Annotated in this window: 31 protein-coding genes; 20 read left to right on the forward strand and 11 right to left on the reverse strand. The window is 48.5% G+C overall.

All coding sequences use genetic code 11. From position 1 onward, the window contains the following. Positions 1-555: 555 nt before the first annotated feature. From F5984_RS25410 to F5984_RS25430, 5 genes are all read right to left on the reverse strand, one after another. Entirely contained in the window at positions 556-1,353 is a 798-nt protein-coding gene (locus F5984_RS25410; RefSeq protein WP_152127062.1) for a hypothetical protein, read from the reverse strand. A gap of 452 nt (positions 1,354-1,805) precedes the next feature. Next, positions 1,806-1,997, reverse strand: coding sequence for a hypothetical protein (locus F5984_RS25415; protein ID WP_152127065.1), 192 nt, complete (start codon positions 1,995-1,997; stop codon positions 1,806-1,808). Positions 1,998-2,128: 131 nt separating this feature from the next. Further along, entirely contained in the window at positions 2,129-2,497 is a 369-nt protein-coding gene (locus tag F5984_RS25420; protein WP_019991066.1) for a DUF3846 domain-containing protein, read from the reverse strand. Positions 2,498-2,766: 269 nt separating this feature from the next. Next, positions 2,767-3,396 carry a hypothetical protein gene (locus tag F5984_RS25425; protein ID WP_152127125.1) on the reverse strand — a complete coding sequence of 210 codons (630 nt, stop codon included), beginning with the start codon at positions 3,394-3,396 and terminating at the stop codon, positions 2,767-2,769. A gap of 88 nt (positions 3,397-3,484) precedes the next feature. Beyond that, positions 3,485-3,772: a hypothetical protein gene (locus F5984_RS25430; RefSeq protein ID WP_019991064.1), complete on the reverse strand. Its 288-nt coding sequence runs from the start codon at positions 3,770-3,772 to the stop codon at positions 3,485-3,487. 269 nt (positions 3,773-4,041) lie between these two features. On the opposite strand from F5984_RS25430, the gene F5984_RS25435 reads away from it, so the two are divergent. From F5984_RS25435 to F5984_RS25520, 18 genes are all read left to right on the forward strand, one after another. Beyond that, the gene (locus tag F5984_RS25435; protein ID WP_083940637.1) at positions 4,042-4,701 is read left to right on the forward strand and encodes a ParA family protein; all 660 of its coding nucleotides are present in this window, start codon (positions 4,042-4,044) and stop codon (positions 4,699-4,701) included. Positions 4,702-4,705: 4 nt separating this feature from the next. Then, positions 4,706-5,065, forward strand: coding sequence for a hypothetical protein (locus F5984_RS25440; RefSeq protein ID WP_019991062.1), 360 nt, complete (start codon positions 4,706-4,708; stop codon positions 5,063-5,065). 64 nt (positions 5,066-5,129) lie between these two features. After that, positions 5,130-5,561, forward strand: a complete 432-nt coding sequence (locus F5984_RS25445) for a hypothetical protein (protein WP_152127067.1) — start codon at positions 5,130-5,132, stop codon at positions 5,559-5,561. A 233-nt stretch (positions 5,562-5,794) separates the two neighbouring features. Continuing rightward, positions 5,795-6,100, forward strand: coding sequence for a hypothetical protein (locus F5984_RS25450; protein ID WP_245581718.1), 306 nt, complete (start codon positions 5,795-5,797; stop codon positions 6,098-6,100). 2 nt (positions 6,101-6,102) lie between these two features. Then, positions 6,103-6,435 carry a hypothetical protein gene (locus tag F5984_RS25455; RefSeq protein WP_019991059.1) on the forward strand — a complete coding sequence of 111 codons (333 nt, stop codon included), beginning with the start codon at positions 6,103-6,105 and terminating at the stop codon, positions 6,433-6,435. After that, positions 6,392-8,848 (forward strand): VirB4 family type IV secretion system protein, encoded by a 2,457-nt coding sequence (locus F5984_RS25460; RefSeq protein ID WP_246169385.1) that lies wholly within the window; start codon positions 6,392-6,394, stop codon positions 8,846-8,848. The genes F5984_RS25455 and F5984_RS25460 overlap by 44 nt, the downstream gene beginning before the upstream one ends. A 13-nt stretch (positions 8,849-8,861) precedes the next feature. Further along, a complete protein-coding gene (locus F5984_RS25465; RefSeq protein ID WP_152127069.1) occupies positions 8,862-10,016 on the forward strand; it encodes a hypothetical protein in 1,155 nt (384 codons plus the stop codon). A 3-nt stretch (positions 10,017-10,019) separates the two neighbouring features. After that, positions 10,020-10,652, forward strand: a complete 633-nt coding sequence (locus tag F5984_RS25470) for a hypothetical protein (protein WP_019991056.1) — start codon at positions 10,020-10,022, stop codon at positions 10,650-10,652. A gap of 52 nt (positions 10,653-10,704) precedes the next feature. Beyond that, the gene (locus tag F5984_RS25475) at positions 10,705-11,739 is read left to right on the forward strand and encodes a DUF4138 domain-containing protein (protein ID WP_019991055.1); all 1,035 of its coding nucleotides are present in this window, start codon (positions 10,705-10,707) and stop codon (positions 11,737-11,739) included. Next, complete coding sequence (gene traM / locus F5984_RS25480; protein WP_152127071.1) at positions 11,723-13,051, forward strand: conjugative transposon protein TraM; 1,329 nt, start codon at positions 11,723-11,725, stop codon at positions 13,049-13,051. The genes F5984_RS25475 and traM overlap by 17 nt, the downstream gene beginning before the upstream one ends. Continuing rightward, positions 13,048-14,274, forward strand: a complete 1,227-nt coding sequence (locus tag F5984_RS25485) for a hypothetical protein (RefSeq protein WP_152127073.1) — start codon at positions 13,048-13,050, stop codon at positions 14,272-14,274. The genes traM and F5984_RS25485 overlap by 4 nt, the downstream gene beginning before the upstream one ends. Position 14,275: 1 nt before the next feature. Next, positions 14,276-14,956, forward strand: coding sequence for a hypothetical protein (locus tag F5984_RS25490; protein WP_152127075.1), 681 nt, complete (start codon positions 14,276-14,278; stop codon positions 14,954-14,956). Positions 14,957-15,050: 94 nt separating this feature from the next. After that, positions 15,051-15,467 (forward strand): TIR domain-containing protein, encoded by a 417-nt coding sequence (locus F5984_RS25495; RefSeq protein WP_152127077.1) that lies wholly within the window; start codon positions 15,051-15,053, stop codon positions 15,465-15,467. A 4-nt stretch (positions 15,468-15,471) separates the two neighbouring features. Continuing rightward, positions 15,472-16,023: a hypothetical protein gene (locus F5984_RS25500; protein WP_152127079.1), complete on the forward strand. Its 552-nt coding sequence runs from the start codon at positions 15,472-15,474 to the stop codon at positions 16,021-16,023. A 5-nt stretch (positions 16,024-16,028) separates the two neighbouring features. After that, positions 16,029-17,339, forward strand: a complete 1,311-nt coding sequence (locus F5984_RS25505) for a tetratricopeptide repeat protein (RefSeq protein ID WP_152127080.1) — start codon at positions 16,029-16,031, stop codon at positions 17,337-17,339. 19 nt (positions 17,340-17,358) lie between these two features. Further along, a complete protein-coding gene (locus F5984_RS25510; RefSeq protein ID WP_152127082.1) occupies positions 17,359-17,826 on the forward strand; it encodes a TIR domain-containing protein in 468 nt (155 codons plus the stop codon). A gap of 6 nt (positions 17,827-17,832) precedes the next feature. Continuing rightward, positions 17,833-18,972 carry a patatin-like phospholipase family protein gene (locus tag F5984_RS25515; protein WP_152127084.1) on the forward strand — a complete coding sequence of 380 codons (1,140 nt, stop codon included), beginning with the start codon at positions 17,833-17,835 and terminating at the stop codon, positions 18,970-18,972. Next, positions 18,950-19,474, forward strand: coding sequence for a toll/interleukin-1 receptor domain-containing protein (locus F5984_RS25520; RefSeq protein WP_152127086.1), 525 nt, complete (start codon positions 18,950-18,952; stop codon positions 19,472-19,474). Before F5984_RS25515 ends, F5984_RS25520 begins: the two co-directional genes overlap by 23 nt. A gap of 8 nt (positions 19,475-19,482) precedes the next feature. Here the strand turns inward: F5984_RS25520 and F5984_RS25525 are convergent, their stop codons facing one another. The 6 genes from F5984_RS25525 to F5984_RS25545 form a co-directional block, all read right to left on the reverse strand. Continuing rightward, positions 19,483-19,953, reverse strand: a complete 471-nt coding sequence (locus F5984_RS25525; RefSeq protein WP_246169387.1) for a hypothetical protein — start codon at positions 19,951-19,953, stop codon at positions 19,483-19,485. Positions 19,954-20,106: 153 nt separating this feature from the next. After that, complete coding sequence (locus F5984_RS25530; protein WP_152127089.1) at positions 20,107-20,409, reverse strand: hypothetical protein; 303 nt, start codon at positions 20,407-20,409, stop codon at positions 20,107-20,109. Then, positions 20,409-20,984, reverse strand: coding sequence for a 3'-5' exonuclease (locus tag F5984_RS25535; RefSeq protein ID WP_152127091.1), 576 nt, complete (start codon positions 20,982-20,984; stop codon positions 20,409-20,411). The genes F5984_RS25530 and F5984_RS25535 overlap by 1 nt, the downstream gene beginning before the upstream one ends. After that, complete coding sequence (locus tag F5984_RS26650; RefSeq protein WP_019991036.1) at positions 20,984-21,157, reverse strand: hypothetical protein; 174 nt, start codon at positions 21,155-21,157, stop codon at positions 20,984-20,986. The genes F5984_RS25535 and F5984_RS26650 overlap by 1 nt, the downstream gene beginning before the upstream one ends. After that, the gene (locus F5984_RS25540; protein ID WP_152127094.1) at positions 21,154-23,055 is read right to left on the reverse strand and encodes a nucleotidyltransferase; all 1,902 of its coding nucleotides are present in this window, start codon (positions 23,053-23,055) and stop codon (positions 21,154-21,156) included. The genes F5984_RS26650 and F5984_RS25540 overlap by 4 nt, the downstream gene beginning before the upstream one ends. A 15-nt stretch (positions 23,056-23,070) precedes the next feature. After that, positions 23,071-23,292 (reverse strand): hypothetical protein, encoded by a 222-nt coding sequence (locus tag F5984_RS25545; protein ID WP_152127095.1) that lies wholly within the window; start codon positions 23,290-23,292, stop codon positions 23,071-23,073. Between the two features lie 203 nt (positions 23,293-23,495). Here F5984_RS25545 and F5984_RS25550 point away from each other — a divergent pair, with 203 nt between their 5' ends. Continuing rightward, positions 23,496-24,443: a hypothetical protein gene (locus F5984_RS25550; protein WP_152127098.1), complete on the forward strand. Its 948-nt coding sequence runs from the start codon at positions 23,496-23,498 to the stop codon at positions 24,441-24,443. Then, the gene (locus F5984_RS25555) at positions 24,406-25,512 is read left to right on the forward strand and encodes a hypothetical protein (RefSeq protein ID WP_152127100.1); all 1,107 of its coding nucleotides are present in this window, start codon (positions 24,406-24,408) and stop codon (positions 25,510-25,512) included. The genes F5984_RS25550 and F5984_RS25555 overlap by 38 nt, the downstream gene beginning before the upstream one ends. Positions 25,513-25,582 lie beyond the last annotated feature (70 nt).

The raw sequence follows: 25,582 nt of genomic DNA on the forward strand, positions 1-25,582 counted from the left end.
AAAGTGGGAAACAAAAACCTACAACTGGAAGGAGGTCATCAACGACCTGACAAGTATCTTTGAAGAACGCATCAAACCGCATCGCTTCGACTAAAGCCCGCCTGACACAGTTTAAAAATCACTCCCGCTTAAACGACTTTAAATCCCATTTTTAGACAGCCTCTAACATTTGAATTAATTCTGAAATTTCAGTTTCCGTTTGGGAAAATATAAAACACATGTCTTCGACAGGCAAAAACTCAATGTGATGAAGAGTTATAGATAGATTTTTGATGTTACGCTGCAATATGTCAAGTAGCTGTTCTCTATCTTCTCGGGTAGGATTGGCGCTTAATAAATGAAGTGTGCAACAAACGACACTACAAATGCTTTTAAGATCGTGTACTATTTCCCTTGACGAATAAGTATTCATATTCTATTATACATTTTGATCCTGCTTATTCGAACAGGATATAAGGGACAGTTTGAGCACGAGTATTATACAAAACTTGCAAGTTCAGTGTGTCGCTAAACCGGACCACCTCAGAGCGCGGCATTTTATCAATATGCACTCTACTATACATCTTCCGTAAAATAGCCTGGATACAAAGTCATTATGTAGTGAAAAACAAGTTCTGACGCTTCTAGTGGATTAAAATCTATCAGCCGCTTATTCAAGTCCTCATAACGAGTCATATTCTTTTTTTGAGACACTTTTAAGTGTGTGAGGTCGTTTCTCAAATCATTGATTCTAACAATCTTATTATACTTTTCGTTAAACTGGGTGTAATAGTCAAACCCACTAATAACAGGCATGACGTATCGAATCTTCGAGTTGAAATCAATCCATTCAAGTTGATTCTTTGTTAGTGGACTGCCTGCTTCATCCAAAAAATACCCCTCAGGTACCATTTGAATACCCTGATTAAAAAAGCCTTCCAGCGTCATAACCAAGAAAATTATACCCTGAGATACTTCTTTAAAGTAGTTGGTCAACAATCCAAAATAGTTATCTACTCTGTTCCGGCTGCGAATCATATTTCTTAATGGTTGCGCAGCCTCTAAATGTTCATTGGCAATTTGCAAATAAAGGTGAACGGGATTAGGTTCTTGAAGTAAAATAATCTGCCCCTTGTTCTGTGATGAGTTAAGTACGCTCGTTATAACAGCTTCATTCTTCTCATCTCCTGTCTTAACGGCCACGATAGCCTCACCGAACTTTTTTATAAATTTAAACGCTTCAGTAACACGCCGTTCTGCTTCGTCAGGAGGTAGATCATTTAGATCGATATGTTTAACTTCCGAAATTTTCAAGTTCAACGAATTGAGACTCGTCAAAGGATCGACTTTAATCTTCCTAAATACTTTACTCATAGGATTACCGTTTTGAGCTTCATTTAAAAGCCTATATACCAGAAGCTATAACAAATTCTCGCAATTTAAATTTCCCAAGATCTCAGCCTATAATTAACCTCCTCCCACGAGCGTAGTAGTCGGCTATGTTTTTGCCGGCCTCCGTCCATGAATATATAGTCGGCTAGTACCTCCACAACGTACCTGTTGTGGAGTTTTTGCTTTTGTATATCAATGAGTAGGAACAAATTGGCTTGCCCTCTGGCCCGGCAATAGCCATCAAGATAGTACGCTCCCTACCGGTCATATTCGCACCGATAGCAGTTGGTTATAAATTCGGCTTGTGTCCGGGCTGAGCCGGGCGGCCGGTGACGTCGTTTTACATCGACAATGATACGCTTATCGGGTACGGGCAGGTCGATTCGGGCTTGGCAGGGTAAGCCCATTCGTTCATCCGCCCAGAATTGCACCTGCTACGACTGGCGTAAGCGCAACAACCGGCTAAACAAGGGGTCGTTACATAGAACGTCGAGCATACGCCGGATAGCAGTGGCTCTCTTGCCGTTGGGTATGGTTTCTGTATCAAGTAGCAGGAAATCGTGAAAGCGGGTGCCGAACTCCTGGGCTGGATAGACGATGGGGTAAGCCCAAGATGTGTTTTTCAATTCGGTAAGATCGCTATTGGCGATGCGCGGAAATCGGCGGTACTTGTCTATTATAAAGAGGTATTGATTTAAATAGAAGGGAAAGAAAAAGCAATAGCCGGGCGAAGGTACAACGCCCGGCTACTTTCAAATCAATCCCACGACAGTACGTTTATAATTGGTTCGGTATGAATGTCGCCTAAAAACTTGACCAGATTTTGGACGTTTTTCAGGGTCAGTTTTGGCTCGACGGTACGCCCTCGGTTATTGTTTCCCACTACGAGCGCGATGCCATGAATCGGGTAGCTGAAGTAAGCAAACTTGAACGCGGGCGGTTGCGGCTCCGACAACAAAGCCTCGTCGTCAACGATCAGCGCGTCACCATTCGGCATCCGGCACACAAAGTCGATGGTGCGGCAATCAATGTGCCTGTAATACGCTGACAAACTGGCTTCTATTTCGATTTCATCAATCGTTCGTTTCTTTGGGTCAATGCTAATGGCTTTAATCGTCTTTTTCATAGTGGTCCGCCACTGCGGTTGTTTACTGTTCTTGTTGTTTACTGCTGGTAGTCAAATGATTTGAAATCAACCGCACCGGCGGCCCGGGTCGTCTGTTATGATGACAATGCGATTGCCTTTATCGTCCCACGCGTCAAAGCAGTACATTCGGGCTATCTCACGTGGACTGAAAGCAGTGCAATACGGTAGCCTATCGTCAGTTTTGGTAAAAGCGTACATCGTTGAAGGAAAAAGCAGACCGGAGCGGGTTGCCCCGGTCTGCAAGTGAGTCAATGAAGTTGGGACATTGGCTGCGGCTCAGAAGCGGCAAAGCCGTAGCGGTGTGAGGTCTTGAACCGGGCAGTGTCTGTGAGGGTCTCTTGTCGGAAGATGCGATTATCAGCAGCAAACTCCTGTCGTTGTTTGGTCAGATCAGCATCGGCCAACTCATAGCGAAACTGCGCGATGTAATACACCCCTTTGGGCTGAATCTTCGTGTTCTCTTTCCGTTCGGCGGTAGCAGTCAGTACAACATCGGCCAACGTGCGGTCGTCGTAGTATAGTGGCTCGATTTGACGAAAAATGTTATCGACACTGTACCCGTGAAACAGTATACTGGAAACACATCTCTGGTCGTCAATAAAAAACAGTTCGGCCCATTGCTTCGCGGGTTGACCCAGAATACTATCAATAAAGATGCGCCAGGCAATCGGTTGAAACGTCAAGCTACGACCTAACTTCTTCTCACCATTAATCGAGAATACGCCTTCCTTAGCGTCAAAACGGTAGTTGCGGGGATGGCCCTCCAGATACTTGTATCGACTGATAACGTCGCCGTGGGTCTGGTCGATTGTTTGCCAGCTTTTCAGGCCGGTTACGGGTTCCAATGTGGTCGGGTCAAGTACGCGGGCTGTTTCCATTAGTTTGAGAATGTTGGAAGTCATAGAAAATGCTTGTAATAACAGTGGGGTATGAGTGGCCCCGGCCTGACGGTCGGGGCCAGGCTCGTTAAATAATGGAGAATAACACGGCTTCACGGTTGAGAACCGGTGTCCATTCGCGGGTTGGCTCTGACTCTGTCTTCGCTAAACCCAACCGACGCAAAGCGAATTGTTTGATGTCTTTGTACTCCTGCTCTGTAATCAGCGAGTTACCCGTTTGCAAGGCCCCGCTACTGCCTTCGTAGCGTTCCACCCGTTCACGTCCGGCAACGGTGCAGCACATTTCTACCTGCTGAGTAGTTAGGTCAAGCGCGTAAAAGAAATTAGCTGTGTGATGCTTCAGATAGATAGTCATACAGAATATGGTTGCTGTTGTTTAACACTATAAATATACGACAAAATACCAATATTGTAAAATATTACAATATCACAAATGATGCTTTCTTGCGTAAGCCTACCTTTTTCTTCCCTTCAATTCACCTTTTTCATTGATTAACAGGGCATTGCTACTCTCACAATCAAACAGCACGTGGGTGCTGTTTGATTGTGCTGATATTTTACTCAACTCGCTATGCTACAATACTGAAATATTTATGTTATTTGCCGCCAGAAACAAGCATCTACATGGAAGATTTACGCATTATATCTGTCTGCTCCCAAAAAGGAGGGAGTGGAAAATCAGCGATAACGGTCTGGTTGGCTAACAGCCTCCGCCGGGAAGGGAAACGGGTGCTGGTACTGGATGCCGATGGGCAACGTACCATCGCTAAACTAAGGAGTCGGGAAGTTGAGCGTCTGGGCACACCTGAACAAGCCTGCGAGGTGATGGCTACCGACGACGTAACGACTGTACTCGATGAACGCTACGAAGACTTCGACGTAATTTTTCTTGATTTACCCCGGATGACCGGACCTGATGAAGCCGTGATGGCACTGACCTTCTGTGACAGCATTCTGGTGCCTATTCGCCTGGGCGACTCCGACGTACTGTCGGCATTTGAGTTTATTAATGCCGCCAAGAAGATGGGCGACATTCGGAAGCAAAAGGGCTTCGACTTCAACATCTACGGCGTTCAGAATTTTCGGCAACCGAACCTGCGCGAAAACAACGACATTCACCGGTACGCCGAAATGCTCGACATCACCATTTTTGACAACGGACTACCCAACCGGGCCGACTTTATGCGGGTTGGCACCATCGACTGCCCATCCGACTACGCAAGCATTGCTGAGGTTTATAATTCATTCTATCAGGAGTTTAAACAGCGATACCAGATCGCTTAACGTTATGGCAAAAAATAAACGCCCTTTCTCTACGTTGCTACAGGACGCAGATGCTAAAAAAGCTGTGCAGGAGGCCCTTCACGCGCCCGCTCAACTGCCCGATCAGGAGCTAGCGGCTCCTGCTGCTCCTGCCGTTCAGGTTGAAGCAATTGTTACACCACCTGTAAATCCGGTGAGTGAGCCGGAACCGAAAGGCAAACGGACACAACACGACGATTTTGTGCAGCTCGCTGTTCGTCGGTCAATTCATCCGTACCTGAAGATGGCTTCCAACTTTTACAATATCGAAATCAGAGAGTTAGCCAGTGAAGCTATCGCTAACGATCCTCGCATAAAGGCAATGATGGAAATGATGAAAAAATAAAAGCCGAAAAACGTCTCTATAGTTGTTACTTTTTTCAGTTTCAGTTTTTAGATTTGCACTCAGAATGACACTGAACACGACTTCAGAGGTAGCATTGCTGGGTGCAATCTTTTTTTTGGCCTTTTTACTATTGTTATTTTATCGACATAGTAGGAATAAGCGACTAACCAGAAAAGAGGCAAAGGTGCCGCTCCGTGTAAATCGTTCAGGATTATTAGCTGAACAAAAACGCCAGGTTTCCCTACGGAAGCAGAAGTTGGCCAACGCATCGGATGCAACTACCGCCCGAAAGCCAAAAACAGAGACAGCAGCTTTGTCTTCCTCGGATACTAGGCAATACGAACCGGCTGAAGATGGTTTTGGCGAAGACCTGGGCGCAGCCCTGTCACTGAGTCAGCAGGTGGATACCAAACCAAAGAAGAAGTCACGGTTTTCCTCGCTACAAGACGCTGCCGATCAGTTCAAAGAGATATACAACCGTAATAGTCAACTATGAAAAAGATCGTACTTCTCACTTCGCTTAATTGATTTAACTGAACGACCTTCCGACCAAGTCTGGTTTAAAGCTTCATTTTAGAAGAGTCCATGAGACGTATATACCTATACGTCAGGGAAACTATTGCCCTTTCTCTGGGCATTTACCGCGCAACAATCAACCAATTATATAACCTAAGAAAGCCTGCTATTGCGGGTACATGACTTATGAAAAAGTCGGTAATCTTTACCACTATGGCCTTACTGTGCCTAAGCTCGTTCGAGTTGTTTGCTCAACCGGGTGCGGCCGGTCAGGTATCGCAAACCCTAACCGGGTATTACAACACGATTGTTACCATCGGTAACGTCATTTTCAGCATTCTGATGGTGTTTGGGGTCGTTAAGACTGTATCGGCGTTCCTGACCAACTCAGGGGCGGGGCCTCGCAACCTGATCTTTCTGGTGCTGGCGGCTGTCATCTGGTTTGGGTTCAACCTGATCGTCAACGATGTACAGTCAGCTTCGGGCGGTTCGACGGGCGGTTACACCATGACGCGCTAAGTATGAAGGTTCAAAAATCTCTGGAAAAGCCCACGCGGATTCTGGGGATGCGGATGCAGGAATTGGGATTGTATGTCTGTCTGCTCATCGGCCTGGTGACCGTGGTGTCGCTGGCCCGGACAATACTCCCAATTCCCCGCCCCGTGTACGTGGTCATTCTGGCCACGCTCGTCGGCTCCTGGCTACTGCTCCGCTGGGGCGAACGGTATAAGCATCCGTCATTTCTGATCTCGCTGTTGTCGTGGGTTTTCTTCCAGCCAAAACAAGTCATTTACGTTAAACCCAATCTACGTGGCAAAGTCGGTAAACTACGACGCAGTATTCCCCGTCTTTAGCATCGAGCAAACAACCGATGGACGACCCGTGGCGATTCTGAAAGATGGCCGGGTGGCGGTGGGCTACCGGTTCGAGGGCGTCGAGACGGAAAGTATTACAGGGAGTGAGTTTGACGCGCTGGGGGCCGCTTTTTACCGGTCCACGCGCACCTTGCCAGTGGGTACGGTCATTCAACGATTCGATACATATTACACCGAACGGCACCGCACACCAAAGGGAGTTAAGGAACGTACTGACGCGCCGTTCACCCAACAACAGCATCGGCACATGCAGGAGCGTCCCGTACTGCACCATGCGGCTTATCTGTTTCTGTCGTTTGGCCCAGAAAAGCAGCCCCGTACCAACGCGGCCAATACACTTTGGGCTAAGCTGGGCTTGCCCAATCTGAAAGATCCGTTCGCCGACATCGAGCGGCTGGTCGAGCGGGCCGAACGGGCAGCAGACGAGTTCACGCAAAGTATTTCGCTGGGAAGACTGACGCTCACACGGCTGACGGCCGACGAACTGGAAGGGCTTTACTTCCAGTACTTCAACCTCGATTTCGGACGTACTCCCTCAGCCCTGAACCGGCAGGTTCAGCCTGACGTATCGTTCGTGGGCATTGGTGAGAAAAAGGCAAACATCCTCACCATGATTGGGCAACCCTCGGTGATTTATAACACCGGGCCCGGCCGCACCGGAGTTGAGGGGCCGTTTGTAAGCACCCTGGCGTTAGACCTTCAGGTGCCGCACGTACTGGTAACGAGTTTCCTGATCGAAGATACCGAAAAGGTGATCGGCGAGCTGGAGTTCGAACAGAAAGTCAACCGCAACTTAGACTTCCTGATGACCCACGAGAACAAGATCAAAATGCTTGAACTCGAAGATTACATCGACGGGCTGCGAACCGATAATAAGAGCCTGATGAGCGTAAACCTATCCCTGCTGGTCTGGCATGTAGACGACAAAGCGCGAGAAGGACTGATTCAGCGCGGTATTGCGGCCTTTCGGACGATGGGCGGGGCCGACGTGTTCGTCGAGACGATGGACACGACAAACCTGTTCTTCGCGCTGGCTCCGGGCAATGGCTATCAGAACTACCGCTGGCTGTTGATGTCGGGCGACAATGCCGCCTGTTACCTCAACTGCGCGACGAACTACCGCACGGCCAATCAGGGCGAACTGCTGGCCGACCGTTACGGCAACCCAGTGTTGGTGAACCTGTTCAACACCGACCTGAACAACCAGAACAGCGTCGTGGTGGGGCCAACCGGGTCGGGTAAGTCGTTCACGATGGGCTATTTCATGCTGCAACGGTACGAGACGGGACGTCGGCAAATTATCATCGACGTGGGCGGAACGTACCTGTCGCTGATGACTGCGCTGGGTGGCCGTTACTATCAGTACGATCCGCAGCAACCCATCAAGTTCAATCCGTTTGGCATTCAGCGCGACGGTGTCGGCCACTACGTACCCGATGGCGACAAGATCAACTTTCTCTCGACCTTATTGGCGATCATCTGGAAGGGCTACAAACGCCCCGTGCGTCAGGCGGAACGGTCGGTACTGGTACGCCTGATTCCGATGTACTACCAATGGTATAACGCTCAGATTGATCGTGATGCCGACAACCCACCGACACCGGTGCCGAGTCTGGTTGGATTCTACGACTTTCTGTACCAGTACCTGAAAGACAACGAAGGCACGGAAGAACTGACCCGCTGGAACAAGGCGTTCGATTTCGCCGAGTTCTTTACCTGTCTGGAACCCTTCGTGGTGGGCCACTACCGCGACGTACTGGACGCGACGGATAACGAAGACATCAGCGCGTTTCCGCTTGTCTGCTTCGACATGGCGCGTATTAAGGACAACGAGCTACTGAAAGCGGTCGTCACGATGCTGATTACCGAACTCTCGCTCGACGTGATCCGGCGTTATCCGAAAGATGTGAAATACCTCTACATGGATGAAGCCTGGTCGATGCTGTCGGAGGGGATGGGTGATTTTGTCGAGATGATGTACCGGACGATTCGGAAGAATAACGGCTCGATGTGCATCATCACACAGGGGGTAAAAGAGATTGAAGATTCGGCAGTTGGGCCAGTGATCGTGGCCAATGCCGATACCAAAATCATCCTGAACCATCAGGACACCAAGCAGCTTGACCGTGTGGCCGCCGTGCTGGGTTTCACCAAACACGAGCTGGACAAAATGCGCTCGATTCGGGTGGCAAAAAGCTGGCGCGAAATCTTTATCCGGCAGGGCGAATACGGTAAAATCTTCCGGCTCGAAGCGGCTCCGAACATTTATCCACTGCTCACGTCGAAGCCCGCCGAGCGGGAACACCTGCGCGATCTGACAAAGTCCTATGGCGGCAACATCGCCTTTGCGGTGCGGCAATTCAATGAAGACAAAGCAGAGGGTCTGATTTAACCAACCGTATTGTATGAATGAAACCTCGTTTGGCTTTTTGATGGCCAACAATGGCGATCTGATCCGCACGAAGGTACTGGGGCTGGCTGCTGCGCTTATGGTGATAAATTTCATCTGGGCAGTGGGTCGAACATTCCTTGTCTCGTCAGATTTAACGACCGACTACACGCCCGTCGTGCGGGCCATTATTCTGACTATTGTTCTAACACTCTACAGCGATCTGCTCTGGATTGCCGGGGGTATGATCGACTACGTAGCGGGGTTATTTTCCCCGAAAGACCCGCAGGAAGTACTAGCGTCGCTAAAGGCGATGACCGCCAAAGTGGATGGTGCCTTCACGACCGCTAATGCCAACCTCTGGAAAGACTTCGACCTGAGTTGGGACACTGACCAGATGAAGAAAGACCTCGAAATCGTGCTGGGCATGATGAACAACGCGGTTGAGATGATTATCCTGAAACTGGTCAGGCTGGTAGCCGAGGGGCTGACGCTGCTGGTGCGGGCCTTCGTGGCCAAGATGCAGGTGCTTGTCGTCGTGTTTCTGGGCATTACCGGCCCGATTGCCATTCTGATCTCGATGATTCCGGGTTTTCAGGGCGCAATGGCCTATTGGTTCCGAAATCTGCTACACGCCAAATTCTGGGCCATGACCATCGGTGTTCTCGACAATATGGTGAATTTCTACGTGGACAATCTGGTCGATACCCACATCGACAACATGATGAACAACGCCACGCTGGAAGAGCGTTTCGGAGCCATTTTCAACCTCGTTGTCGTGCATTACTGCGTCATGGGCGCGTACCTGGCTACTCCCTTCCTGACCAACGCCTTTATCGGGGGCATCACCTCGGCGGGAGGTCTGGCAAGCTGGGCGGCTAACAAAGGGGCCAACTTACCGGGCGAAGCAGCCCGTACCGCGCAGTCGATGAGCCGCAGCAGTTCGGGCGGTAGCAGCCGTTCCCGGTCGGGCAGTAACACCACGACCGACACGACGAGTAAAGCCACGAAAGATAACAGCACGAGTACGTCGCGGGCCGAACGTGAAGAAAGCTACGAAGCACGCATGGGCCGTCAACCGGAGCCACAACCAAATTACGACGCGCCCTCACTGGCCGAAGGGCAACGCCGGGCCGACGACGACCGCTACGACGACTACGACATCGTATAAACCATGATTCAACAAGCCAATAACGTCAGTACGTTAATCAAATCGCTCAAAACCATCTGCCTGAGTCTGGTGATAGCTTTGGCCCTGAGCAATATCGCCTGGCTGTACGCCTACGTGAGCGAAAGCAGCCAGAACGCCGAACGGGTGTATGTGGCCACCGACAACGGTACAACCTCGGCCCTTGCGGCCGGGCGCGTACAACCTACACAGTATGAAGCCCGGAACCTGGTTCGCTCGTTTATGGATCTGATGTTTCAGCACGATGCCAGTACGTTCCGCGAACGGGTCAACCACGGCATGAAGCTGATCGACCACAACGACGGCCGAGCCATCTACGAGACCTTCAAGCGGGGTAAGGTACTGGAAAACTATCACCGCTACAACTCGCACACAAACTGGACCTGCGACTCGGTAACAGTCGATATGAGTGTCGAGCCGTATCAGGGTGTCGTGTGGGGAGCGCAGGAGGTGGTGTATGACAACCAGATTGCCGTACAGCCGGTAGCTGCCCGTTTTACGCTCTCCCGCCAAATCCGCTCGGACATTAATCCCTACGGGCTGCTGATCGACGGGTTCAGCTTCATCGAGTACCGACGTGCCTTGCCTGATGGCTCCCGGCCTGTGGCAACCCGATAAGTCATCGGCTCTATTTCCAAAAACAACAAATCAACCGCAGCAGCGGATTTCCATGAAAAAGCTCTTTATCCCACTTCTGCTGGCCCTCGGTCTATCTCGGCTCGGTCATGCACAGACGTATCTGCCCGATACAATCCGGGTCAATCGGCTCACGACCACGTACCTGATTTTCCCAGGTAAAGTGTCGCTGGTGGACATCAGCCCGGAGTATCTGATCAAGATCGAATCGGGCAACATCGTTTTTGTGCGCCCCCGACTAACAACGGCCCGCAAGACGCCTATTTTCGTCCGTACCGACAACGCGACGTACCTCGGCTACTTAGCTGTTTCGGGTAAAACTCCACCGGCCTTTGTCGAGGTGAGCAAACTCCTCAACCCGGTCGGTAAACCGGCCGACCGTCTGCCAAACACTGAAACGGCGGTTGCTGCCGGGCGCGGGGTTCTTTCAGCTCCCGTTGCCTCTACAACGACGGCGGCTTATGCTGGTCCGCTGCTGGCTTCGCTCAATCCGCTGGCCGGTGTACGGAGTATAGAGGAAGAACGACCAACGACGACGAAGGACGTAGTTCGGGCGGCTAAATCGCTGCTACAGATTCGTATGGATTCGTTGCTGAGTGGCCCGGCCACGCACCACGCTACTGAGCGAAACAGCGGGATTTCGGTGCGCCTGACCCACCTCGTACACGACACAACCAATACGTACCTGCAACTGACGGTCGGCAACAAAACGGCTATGCCGTTTCTGCTCGATCAGGTTAGTTTCTGGTATCAGCACCAGGCCAAAAAGCGCAAAGGGGCTTATCTGGACGGGGAAACGTACCCAATGGAACCACTTGCCGAAACGGCACCAGAACGGATAGAAGCGGGTCAGACTGTCAGTCTTCGGTTTGCCCTGCCTCAGTTTGCTCCACAAAGCCGCAGCAGCTTCGTCATCAACCTACGCGAGAAGACCGGCACCCGCAACGTAACCATGACGCTGCCGATGCGCGAAGTGCTCTACGCCCGGCCCCGAAAACCCCTGCTGAAAGGTCGCTTTTTTGAAACCCAATCACTGATTTCCTTCCTGCGCCATGAACCGAAACGATAAAGATGCCCACCTCGACGACAATGTCTTCGGTAAACCCGGAGCGACACCCTCCACAGACGATTCACCATCCGACGAGTTGACCGAAGAGGAGTTTCAGGACGAAGAAGACGAGGACGACGAGCTGGCCGAAGAGGATAACCGATCCCAGCCGGGCAATACTGAAGCGTCAGCCAAACGAAAACGTACTCTGATCGTGCTGAGTCTCGGCCTGCTGGCCATGCTTGGTATCGGCTGGTTTCTTTGGAAAATGAGTTTTGCGAACAATGCTTTCCGTGCTCCTGTCCCCGCCGAACCCATCGACGTAGCCGAACGGGAAAGCAACCGCAAGCAGCAGCCAACCGACTACGCCGATGAGGAACAGATGCGGACGATGGATTACGGCAACGTCAACAGCATCTACGGTCTGACCCTCAAGCGGCAGGAAGCCAACCGGCTCAATGCAGCAAAGGACTCGGCCCGGCTGGGTACGTCCCGCCTGAATCCGGGCGTTCAGAACGAAATAGCCCGGTCAAGGCAACTGAGTTCGCAACGCACGACGTACCGTTCCCCGGCGTTGGCGGGTGGCTCGGCTTCGCAACCACGGCGGTATCAATCCGAATCGTATGGTTCCGGCTCAACATACAGTGGCCGCAGCTCAACCTACGGCGACCCATATCATGCCAACCCTAACCGTGACGACATGCTGCTCCGGGCTGGCTTCAACACCGTAAAGGCCGAAGGGCAGAACAGCAACGCATATGCCGATGCTCGGACGTTACCTCCTCCATCACTGGCTTCGCTGGAGACTGAACGCAGTCCGGTCGAGGAGAATGAGCCAATACCGGGCGTGGTGAGTGGCGATCAGACCATCATGAACGGAACGCGGGTCATGTTCCGTACCCTGGCCGACGCCAAGATCAAAGACCGATTCGCGCCGAAAGGATCGATTCTGGTCGGCTTTGCACAGGTGGGCGGAAACCGGGCTGTATTCAACATCACAACCCTCCGGCTCCCAACGGGCGAAGCCGTACCGGTGCGTCTGCGAACCCTCGACATGGACATGAACGAAGGGCTGGCCCTGCAATCCGACAAACCCGCTAAACAACAGGTCGATCAGGCGTCGGGCAGCGCGATCAGTCAGGCCGCAACCCAGGCCGCATGGTCGGCGGGGTACGGCATTAATCAGGCGACCCGGTCGGCCATTGCCGGTAACGCGATAGCCTCGCTGGGGGCTGGGCTGGCCAATGCCGCCACAACAGGCCGACGTCGGGAGGTGCGGCAGAAGCTGAATTTACAGGATGGTTTCAAAGTATTTTTCGTACCTCATAAATGAAAAAGACACTCATTTTATGCCTGTTGGCCGGTTTAGTCATTGTGCCAACTCCCGGTAGTAGTCAGGTAGAAGCTCTGCTGGTCGATGCTGCGTTGTCCTTGCTGGGACTTAAAAGCGGAGACAAATACGGCAAAGCACGGCTGATCGAGTTGAAAAAAATCCTCGACAAGAATAAAAAGGAGTTGGCGAAGCTGGCCCGAATTGAAGAGAGTGGTCAGGCGACGGAACTCTACACCCAGGCGCAACTGGAAATTGCCCGGAGCATCGAAGAACTGATGCGCTCGACCGGCGAACTAAGAGCCATTCGCTCCGCCGATGGTACGATCCGGTTCAATGATCTGGTTGTATTCAATCAGATTCAACAGGAGGTAAACCAGTACCTGAGTGGCCACGTACCCGCTCAGTTCCTGCGACAGTTGGAGCGGCAGATTGCCGATGGCGCGGCCCGTAACTACCCGCTGGCGGCAGACAATGGAGGTCAAATTTACGACATGTTCTTTGGCCGGTCGGGGCTGGACGTGCGTCAACCCGCCAACCTGACCGATCTCGGCGCGGCACGGGGCGAAGAAGCGCAACACCTGTTGCAGTTTCAAACGGCGGCCCAGAAAAAGAAAATCGTGCAATCGCTGCTGTATTACAAACTATCTGACGAACTCTACGCACAGTCGGTGACGCTGAACAACGCCCTGAACGATGAGCGCAATGGCGTAGCCCTCGATCTCGCCCGACGTATGCAGCGGAATGTGCTACAACGCATGTCGGGTACGAGCATTGATCAGTTGTTAAGCGATCCGACCAATTTGGGCATGGGTCTCGATATTTTGTCGATGGGTAGCCCTGCCAACTTGATTAACCAACTTTCCGAAGAGCTAAAGGGGCAGTTTCAACAGATGGTCAACGAAATCAACAGCGAAGCACAAAGCTTTCTGTCGGGACTCGAAGGCCCTTTTGCTACCGTAAACCTGGGCGCATCGCCAACACCTGACATGGGTTATTTCGCCGATGCAAACGCCCCGCGTGGCCTGCACCTGACTACGGGCGAACGGGCTTCTTTACAAAAAGCGGCTATGGACATGGCTTCGCAATCGGTCGAGTACCGGCAGAAGGGCGATAAGCTAATGGAAGAAGCGTTGGAGAAGACGCCCCTGCAACAAGTGTTGGAGATGAAGCGGGCGCGGTCGTACATGCAGGAATCGTACCGGTACTTAGACCTCTCACTGTAACATGAAAGACAACCAGAACGGCGGATCGTTGAACGGGCAGTTTCCGCCCCAAAGCCCAAACGGAAGCGCGTCGGTCCACAAAGTGAAAAGCAACGGACAGGCCAGCAAACGCCCTTCGGAAGCGGATACCGCGAAGGCCGAACGCCCAAAAGCAGCCCGGCCAGTCAATGCCGACCAACGTCCCTCGCCCGATCAGGGCAAGACGGACCGACATAACGATACACTAACACCAGCGCAGCAGTTATCGGAAAAAGCAACAACACTTATCGGAAAATATCCATTGCAGATCATCGGCGGCTTGCTGGCGGTACTGGCCGTGATTGTGCTGTTCAAAACGTTTTATCAGGGTAAAAACTGGAAGGCCAAACGCATGGCCGAAGAAGCCTACTACGTGGCCAATCAGTACGCCCGCAACAACAGCGCGAACCTGCAACCGTATCTATCGCGGGCCTTCCGGCAGCAGGTACGTCAGTTACCGGGGCTGCTACCCCTCTCGATGCAAACAGCCACCCGGGGCGGCACCGTCACCGCAGCCGAATCGGTAAGCCTTCGCGAGATCACGCCCGACTCAGTAATTGTTGAATTGAGTGTTGGTTTTGAGAATGGAAGGGAAGAAAAACGGTATCAGCCGCTGGTGTATGAGAAAGACCAATGGCGGTTGGGGCTGACGTATTCGAGGTAAACTCATTACTCAGTAACCAAATTTGTTGTATTATTGCTTGTCTCTTCTAAAGAGACAATTCTCTATAAAAAGAACTAAACCAAACGAGTGAAACATGGCAGGGAAAAAAGTGTTCGTAAGCTATGACCACAGTGAAGATCTACGTTATAAGGATCTATTACGAGCTTGGGATGCCAACACGAGCTTCGATTTTTCATTTGATCAACGTTCTCCTAATGTTGCAATTGACAGTGATGATGCAGGGAGGATAAAGGCTTCTCTGACAACAAAAATGAAAGAAGCAGATTACCTTTTAGTAATTATTGGATCTAAATCTTATGCCAGCAAATGGATGACGTGGGAGATTGAAAGGGCAAAAATGTCTGACGTTAAACTGAAGCTAGCAGCTGTAAAAATTGACAGCCAATACACCACACCTAGTGGTTTGTACGGAACAGGTACTGCTTTTACTTATAGTTTCACGCTTAATGGTATTGTGGATGCACTATCACGTGCTTCGAACAATTATTAAAATAATGGTTATTGCATTTGCTGGTCGACGTATAGACGCACTTGACTCAGAGGAAGTACGGTTTCCTCTGAGTCAAGTGCCTTTAATCCGTCAGAGGATAGAAAATAAACTTATTAATTTGAACTGTAACACATTAATATGTTCTGGTGCTTGCGGCAGTGATTTAATCGCCTTATCAGTAGCTCGCTCACTTGACATAAAACGAGAATTACTCTTGCCTTATAGTGTTGAAATTTTTAGAAGAGAGTCGGTTACAGATCGTCCAGGCAACTGGGGCGAACTGTTCGATCAGATTGTTCAGGAACTGACTCTAAATAAAAGTATAACTATATTAAATTTTGATGAGAGAGACCCTCAGACCTACTTTAAAACGAACGAAAAGTTAGTTGAAAAAGCCATTATTATATCAAAGAAGCAATCAATAAACTATCTTCATAATACTATAGGGTTAATAGTATGGGAGGGACGTAGTTATGGCACAAATGACACAACTAATAATTTCAAAAAAGTGGCTATAAATCAAGGGCTTATCATTGAAGAGATTTTAACTATCTAACTAAGATGCAGGAAGTAGATTACACTAAAATATGCTTCGCTATAATGCCATTTGGAGTTAAAAAAGTAGGGGAAATATCCGTTAATTTTGACTTTATCTATGAAAATGTATTTGTGCCAGCTATAGCAGCGACACCTTTACCTGAAGGAGGATATCTTATACCAAAACGAACTGATAAAGACTTCTTCTCTGCCAACATAGATATAGAAATGTTTAAGTACATTGAATATTCTCGTCTTACTTTGGCAGATATTACTGGTTTAAATCCTAATGTTTTCTATGAGTTAGGAGTAAGGCATCATGCTCATCCAACCGGTACAGCTATATTTAGATTGAGTAATGCAGTAATCCCATTCGATATATCTCGCATACGTGCATTTCCTTACGAATATGATCCCTCAACACTTATAGAGGAATCAAAAAAATTTATTACTAATATTTTAAGCGAGTCACTCATTCATAATACATTAGATAGCCCGGTTCAAATAGCTCTAGCAGCTCAGAGAGCTTTAGGATCAAATATTGATACAATATTAAAAGATGCAGAAAATGCAATTAGACATCGTAACCTTCCATTAGCGATAAATAAGTATAAGGAGGCTATTGCTCTCAATCCTTCTAACCATTCTCTTCATTTAGAACTAGGGGTTTTGTTTAAGAATGATGGTAATTGGAACGAAGCCGTAAAACATTTTAACAAAGCAATTAATCTTTCACCATCGTACAGTGATGCTCAAAGGGAGTTAGGAATTGCACAAAACAAACTGTATCACAAATCCATCGACAAAATTGGTCTTCCAGTTGGAGATCTTGCATTACGAGAAGCAATCCGCCTAAATGAGCAAGATTTTGATGCATACGCTTCTTTGGGTGGAATTCTAAAAAGAGCAAATCAGTATGAAGAATCTTTAAAATGCTACCAAAAAGCTGTTGAAATTTCCCGTGGTAATCCATACCCTTTGCTGAACAGCTTAAAACTTCAAATAATTATTAATGGTCGGTTAGAACTCTCTCCAAGCCAAAAATTTCAACTCCGCCGGGCTTATCAGAGCCGTAAAGTTCAAACTCAAAACACACCCCCATTTGACGCCCCTTGGTGCTATTTCGATCTTTCTGATATTGAGCTTTTTTCTGAAAATTACGAAAATTTTCTGTCATATATGGACATGGGTCTTCAGACGTGTTCGGATGTTTGGGAAGCGCAGACGCATCTTGAAAGCTTATTATTAATTTCAGATGCTTTCCATCATGTACCAGAATTTATCCGTGCTCAGAGACAGATAGAAGAAACGTTGCCATTTTTAACTAAAGTTTAGTTACAGTCTCTTTCTTGATATGATCCCCGCTTTGCTCATAGTTGGTGCTGCTGCACTTTTAGTAAACGCTATTTCCAAAGATGATGAAGACGTTCAGATACAGCGAAAAAGATTATTTATTAGCCATTCATGGAAGTTAAGTTCATCTGATTACCGAAAATTTGTTTCTAAACTCAAATATGAGACAAATTTTTACAATCATTCCATACCGCAGAACAAGGCCTTCAATACTTGGGATAAAGAGGAATTGAGAGAGATATTTCGTCAGCAAATGGCAGGATGCCAAAAAATCTTTGTTTTGGCGCATAGCAGTCTCAGAAAAAACAGCTATGTTGGTGTTGAACTAGAGATAGCTTCTTCAATGGGTAAACAAATTATTGCAGTCAAACCCTATGGTCAACAAGCAATTCCTACTTTCATTAAGAAGTACGCAACCGAAGTCATCTCTAATAATATTACATCAATCATCAGAGTAGTTCAGAGTTAGATAGTTATGACCGTTCTAAATAGGCTTACTTCGGCAGGCCCTAAAAGGATATTATCCTTAGATGGTGGCGGAGTCCGAGGCATTATAACCTTGGGCTATTTACAACGTATTGAGGATATATTGCGTCAGCGTTATGGCAACAATTCTGAGTTTAGATTATGCCACTACTTTGATTTGATAGGTGGGACAAGTACAGGCTCAATCATTGCTACCTGCTTAAGTTTAGGAATGTCTGTACAAGAAATTCATAAACTGTATTTCGACTTATCTTCTAAAATATTTGGCAAAAAGCAGTCTTTGTATCGCCGTTTCACAGGCGCAAAATTCTCACCTGCATCCTTGGAAAAAGCACTGAAAGATCAATTAGGAGATTTAACTATTGGTAGCAATGCAGTAAAGACGGGTTTATGCATAGTGACCAAAAGGGTAGATACTGGAAGCACTTGGCCTTTACTCAATCATCCCAAAGGAAAGTATTTTAATCAAAACAAGGGCATATTATTAAGGAAAGCTATTAGAGCAAGTACTGCCGCACCAACATATTTCTCTCCCGAAAGGATTGAAGTGGGAAATGGAGAAGACGCAATATTTATTGATGGTGGTGTTAGCATGTACAACAATCCTGCTTTGTTGATGTTCTTAATTTCGACTCTTGAAGAATTTAAGTTTAATTGGAGTACAGGAGCAGATAACCTTTTACTGGCGTCTATAGGTACTGGGTCTGGTCTCAGTAGAAAAGCTATATCAAAAGTATCTAAGAACCGAGTTTGGGATTGGGGAAAACAAATTCCAAATTTATTAATGAGAGATGCCGCTATTCAGAGTCATCTTTTACTTCAATATCTTTCTAATAGTCCTACAAGATCTGCTATAGACTCTGAGATTGGCGACATGAGAGGTGATTTGCTTGGCGGATCTGCACATCTGAATTATCTGAGATACGATGTAAATTTTGAAACTAATGAGTTGAATTCTTTAGGCTTTACAGATGTACAAGTCGATAAGATATTTGAGATGTCTGACCCTAAAAATATTGACATTCTTCAGAAAATAGGCAAGAAATCTGCTGAGTCTAAAATGAACAATGACCACTTTCCAAAAGGTTTCGATATAAGCTTCCATAATGGCATACCTCAACTTAGATAGATTGCCCGATGTACGCTTTCAGAAAGCGTTACCACTAAATGAAGGTCTTGGTAGTAAAAAGATATACTCTGTTTTCTTGTCATACAGGCGAGTCGATAAGCAATATGTCGCTAAAGTCGTTCAGTTCCTGAATGCTTTGGATGCCTCAATTTATATCGATTTTCTTGACGATGAGTTAAATAACACTCCAAATGACCAAACTGCACCAACTCTGAGAAAGAGAATTCAACAGTCCAAAAAGATGATACAGTTAATTACACCTAATTCTTCAGATTCTAAATGGATGCCTTGGGAGTTAGGTCTTGGTGATGGAGTTTTAGGTTATCCCAACGCTGTTATATTACCGACGGTTACAACTCATTTTAGAAACTTTGACCAAGAGTATATAAAAATGTACGGGCGCATTGAGACTAGTGATAGCAGAGATGGTACCCGAAACGATTGGGCCGTTCTATATCCAAATGGCGATGGAGTATGGTTCAGGCAATGGCTAATCTCATAATAAATAGATCAATTTGCAGTGCTAATCTCCCCCAACGGCACCTCCTTCCGCACCCTCAACCGAACCGGCACCGCTTGGCTTTGATTCATCGCTCCCGTCGATTGATAATCCTGTGTGCGTTTCGCGCCGGTCTTGTCGATTAGGCCCACTTCGATTATTACGTTTTTCGCTTTGCTCGATGACAAATAGCCTTCCAATACCCGGTCGGTGGGTACGTTGGCGTAGATGGTCGTGTCGTATTCGTTGGTGAAATAGATAGTCCGGTTTGTCAGAATACGGATAGTTCCGTCCTCAGCGCGGTACGTCAGGGTGTCGAAGCCAACTTCGTTACGCGGCTGGTTTGGGTCAGTGAGTTTGAATACCCGAAACGAGTAATATGCTTTTGTTGGCGGGAAAGTCGGCTCAACAGAAGAGTTTTGCTGACAGGACATCGCGCCAATGAGCAAGCCAGGCAGAAATAGACGTTGTATTTTTTTCATGACGTTGTTCTGGTTCAATGTAAACCGGTTCTACAGGCTTTGGCCTGTCATAGGCGACGCATACAGCACAATTGATTGTCTCCATGCCCGAAAGCTTATAAGCGGATAGTCGGTGATTCCCCTCACCTACAAGATAATAGTCCTGCGTTCCGTCTATCCGCTCCAATTGAAGACGTGACGGATCGGTGGCCAGCAGACTGGGCATTCGGTCAGGCCGGAATCGGACCGCCGTCGCGGTTGCTGCACCTTTTCGCGTAGGTTAGCATTTGCAGCCAGACCGTAGCTTGGATGCGTTGTGCCGATAACCCGTTCGAGCCGAACAGTCTCCACGTTCTCCTCGCCTGTGTTGTAGGCGTGATAATCGAAATAGCGAATCGTCTCATAGGCCCAGCTCGGAATTGGCTTGCCGGGAAACAACAGGGCAAAATGCTCTTCGGCTGGTCTGTTATCTGACATCAGGCAAAAATGCTTCTACGCTTCAACTCAAAAAAACAACGGGCGGTGGCCAGCATGTCGGCGGTCGCGTCGTGCATCCCCATCATACGCTTGCCCGTTAGCAGCTTGTACAACTCTTCCAGTTTTACCGGCTCCCGGTTAGGCGTCACTTTCACGCTGGCATCCATCGTGCAGATAACCGGTCGGGCCGGAAACTCACCTACCCGACCGGGCTTCGCTTCATTGACTCGTATAAATTCCGCTCCGATAACACCGTAGTCGAGATCGATATTATGTCCTACCCAGACATCGGCCCGTTCTAGTGCTGGCCGTAGCTGGTTCAACACATCGACCAACGGCTGCCCTTTTGTTTCGGCTTCTTCCGGCGTAATACGATGAACCTGCTGGGCCACCTTGTTCCAGCGGTATCCATCTGGTTTCACCAGTGCATACTGCCGACATAGCTCCTTACCCTGCTCATCATACAACCCCCAGGCCACCGAAATAAGTCGTGGCCAGTTGGTCAGGTCAGTAGCGGGCAAATGATACGACTGCGGTAGGCCGTTGGTCTCTGTATCGATGATTAGGTAGGTCATTAAATGCGTTTCAGATACTGTTTAATTCCTCCATATAGAACAAACAAAAAGGCCAAAACGAGCACAAAAGGCAATAAATTTAAGTCATTTGGGCCTGTTCCAAACCAGCCTGTTTCTACTCCCGATGCTTGTGTAATATCTGGGTAGGATAGCATCTCGATACCGTTGCTCATCGTTTCATTCCGGTTGATTCGTTGGCAAAACTTGGCAGGTCGAACTTCGGCATCATCCTCGGCCCTTCTGCCGATTGCACCATCTGCTGCTTCGCTTCACCGGGTAAGGCCGGTAGCGTCAGCTTCTCGTTTCGCTGGAGGTCTTCGGTGAAATCCTTGTGCACCGGCAACTTCAATGCAACTACTTCGTTCAGCCCCTTGGCGGCTACCAACTCGTTTTGGGTACGTACCAGGTTTTGCCGGGTGTTGGGCATCGACACCTCGAACTCGGTCCGGTTGCCCTGCCAGCCACTTACCCGGATGCGGGCTTCCGGTTCATCGTCCGGTGCTCCTTTGTTGAGGGCTTTCGAGAATCTATTCGTCAATTCTTCTACCCGCTGTTTTCCTGCTACCGAATCAGTGGCACTAACCGATACCGTTAGCCGCAACTGGCTGGGCGTGGGTACGGCCAACTGCGCCTGAATGTTGTTGCTCTCCTCGATGCCCGGATACCGCAACCGACCAACCAGATTGATGTTCGTCCGAAAGCCGCCATTATCATTGTCGTTGGCCATCACGATCTGCTTCGGCTGGTAGCGGTCGATCAGCTTCTGCACCGTATCGGGCGCACCCGACGAGAGGTTACCCGCTGTGCCGATGTACAATCTTTTTTCCCCTTCTACCGGTGGTTTCAATTGGTGAAAGCTCATCGCATCAATGGGGTTTTCGGCCACCACAAGCCGGTCGGCGCGACCATCGGGACCTATCACTTTTGGGTTAGAAATCCAGACCCCATCTCCACGCGGCCCCTCAACCATTTTCAGCCCGTCGTTCCGCACGATAATGGCGACCGTTCCCTGTTCGTTTTTAATCGGAAACACGGTATTGGTGTACTGCTTACCCCGGCTCCGGTCAAAGTAAGAACGGTTGAAAACCGTATTCTCAAACTCAGGTGCGTTTACCGTAGCGGGCGACAGCCCACGGCCACGCAGGTACGTGTCGTCGGTCAATGGCTTCAGGTCGAAGCTCCGCACGACGGCCTGTTCACGAGTAGGTATCGGTTGGTTATCGGGAGGTGGGGCGGGTCGGGCCGGGCGTTGCTGTTCGGGCACCTGACCGATATAGCGTTGCAGGGTTTCAATAGTGTCTTTCCACTCGCCCGTACCACGCCGGTGCTGAAACTGAACGACAGTTCCCTTATCGGCTCCGTCGTTAGGATTAAAGTAGATGTCTATGCCGCTCCGCTGATTCGGGTACACAACAATTTTGTCCCGGCCTCGGGCATCGTCTTTGTAGAGCGTTACCGAATTACCTCCACTCCTTTGCCGGTCTTTGATGTAGCCCTGATCCATTGCGTACTCGACCAGGTTGATGCGCTGCTTGAACTCATCGAAGTCCACTTTGCGGGCGGTGCCCCGCTGGGCTTCATAAGCAGGTTTATCAGTACTTCGGATACGTTCGGGTTGCCGGGTAATCCCCATAACCCGTTCCTCTATATACGTTATGTCCTGCAAATCTTTGGGCCGACCTGCGGCCTTCTTGCTGGCAACCAGGTCGTGGGGCGAAACGACACTGTAATCGGTTCCGTCTTTGGTTCGGGCTGGCACACGGTTTGGGTAATGGTCGGCAAACTGGCCCAGACCCGGTACGTCCTTATGAATATCGATTCGGTACGGATTTCGCCCGAAATACACGATTTTATCGTCGGTAAAATCGCGGGTATGCATGTTGGCTCCGAGGAACTCCTTCACCGACAACACCATCTTACTGGCATTTTCGGCTGATGGGTTAATCCATACATCAATGTCGTCGGCCTTGCGGGTACTGCCGTATGACTGAACTGCCTTTCCCCCGATGACAACATACTCCACCTGGTGCCGATTGAGCACCTGCAAAAACTCCTCCTGATCGCGGGTCATTTGTTACACTTCCTATTACTGCTTCTCCTCTTTTCTGTCTGCTTCGGCCTCCTCTTCTTTCATCAGCGTGAAGTCTTCCCGGCTCACCTTGCCAATAATCCAGGGTTCGTCGGCGGGCTTCTCGGCAAAGCCGTACCGTTCAATGGTTTCGTTGCGGATGGCGTCAAAATCCACTACCAGCCCTTCTGGTGTTACCTCGACGTGCGGCCCTAATTTTTCTGGTTGATTATTCTCCATTTACTCTATCAATTTAAAACTCAAATTTACCGCTTTTTAGAGACGTTTTTCGGTTTTCACCCAAATAATCTATCATCCTGAGCTAATCATCTGTTGCGGCCATTGCCTTTATGAGAGTTCCTTTTAAGGTTAAAATGCATGTCTATTTGATATATTTACAATTCCATCGGCTTAATATACACAAACCATTTTTCTTGATCCTCATGAAAAAGTATGTACCCAAATTGATCCCTAAAGAGCATCGGGTTCTTCCCGACTACTTTAAAGAATCGATTGAAACGACGCCGAACAAGGCTGAAAATACAGGTGATCTATTGTGGAATGTCTTATCCCTCCTATCAATACTGGCCGCTATTATTGTTTTCAGCTATCATGTAGGATTCAGTTTGTCGTTGTTGCTCTTTGCTTTTTTTGCTTCAAGCTGGGGGAAAAATCGGCTCGAAAGGTTACTAAAATTCCGGTTCGTTCCAACTCTAAAACTATGCACACTTGGGATAATGTCCTTCATCCTGATTGGGAACGGCTTTCAATATCGAGACCGTATTAAGCAGGCGGAGGAAGACAAAAGGATAGCCGCTCTTGCTGAACAAAAAGCAGAAGTTGAAGCAAAACGAAGAGAAGTTCAGCGCCTTGATAGTGTACGAACGTACCTGTCCAAGGCCGATAATCTCTTAGAAAAAGGTGCTTACGCTAAGGCAATCTATTTTTACAACCAATCCGGTCGATTTGTCTCAACTGACGAAACAGACACGCAACACCGGCTACACGAAGGACTTGCAAATAGCTACGTGCGAACGAAACAGTATAAACTGGCACTTCAACACTACGATGAACTGTCCCGAACTAGTTCGCTGAATGGTGAACAGTTGTATCAACAGGCACTTTGCTATCAGCAAGTAGGCCGGAAAACAGAAGCCATTGCCGGATTTCGTCAGGCATCCGAAGCCGGTCATCGTCAGGCAACCAAGCTCTACGACAAGCTCAACCCGTTAGTCCGTAAACTACTTTACTACCAAACCGTTTGCTGTGATGGCAGCTACAGTCCCTCGAATGCTAAAGGCAGAGGTGCCTGTTCTCACCACGGGGGCGTATGCAACTGGAATAAGCCAATTTATGAAACCTATAGAAAATACGATGTCAACGGCCTTTGAGACAAGACCCTTGAGGTCGCTGAGTTTGATGCAACGCCTACTCCGGCAGCACCCTGAGGAAAATGCTATTATTGAAGTTAACAACCTCCTGGCCAACCGCCCAATCAGAACGATCACCCGGCATGATTTAACAGATATTGAGCAACGATACAGCTTTCCACTAAGCCGGTTCATGCTAAATCTGGAAGAATTTTACGCTGTCCATCTTAATTATAAACTGTCTGATAAACAGTTGGGAACAGATGGGTTGTCCGATCTCGAGCATTTACGAACATTATTTAACTTACCGCCCTCAACGGTCGAGATGTTACATGCTCAAATTGGCAAATTGGTCTATAAGCAACGGGTAGAAGACGTTATTAAAGATGGGCATATATCTGAGACCGATAAAGTAGCTCTGTCGGCATTACAACAGCTTATCCCTATTCCTGTCGATCTGACTGACAGTATCTATAAGGAAGTATGCCAAGATCATTTAAATAAGCTTACTCAAAAATATTCATACAACGCCCGTATCTCTCCCGAAGAGGAACATAAAATTCTGACCGTAAGTAAGAATTTGGGTACCAAGCTTAGTGCCAATACCCGACGTCACATGGAAAGGTACATGCGCTATTGGGCTATTGAAAATTCAGACTTACCCGTAATCGAGGTAGCTATCACCCTTCAAAAGTTGGAAGTATGCCATTGTCAGGCCAGCGATGTGCAATGGTTTGAGGAACGCGTAACCGTTCGCCGAACGAACTACACCGACCGTTTTGAACATCGTAAAACGCTTGATATTGTCGATTTGACATCGAATGTCCTTCACAACCATCAGGACACGTTTGACATCATCAAACTGATTAGCAGCGGATCTCTCTACGTTACCAACAAGAGACTTATCTTCGAAAGCCCAAATAAAACTACGTCTATCAAGATCGATTCAATAGTTCAGGTCAAGGCTTATAAACAAGGTATACTAATTGATAAAATAACTGGTAAGAGTATGCTCCTTCTGATAAACCGCGACAGCGATACCTTAACTTTAATTTGCCAGCGTCTGCTTACTCTCAAATCGTCCTTTTAGCACCTAAAGAGTCTACGTACTTGCTCCTGCTAAAAAGGTTCAATAAATTTGATTGTTCAATAAAAATGAA

It is taken from the genome of Rudanella paleaurantiibacter (assembly GCF_009184635.1).
Taxonomy (GTDB): domain Bacteria; phylum Bacteroidota; class Bacteroidia; order Cytophagales; family Spirosomataceae; genus Rudanella; species Rudanella paleaurantiibacter.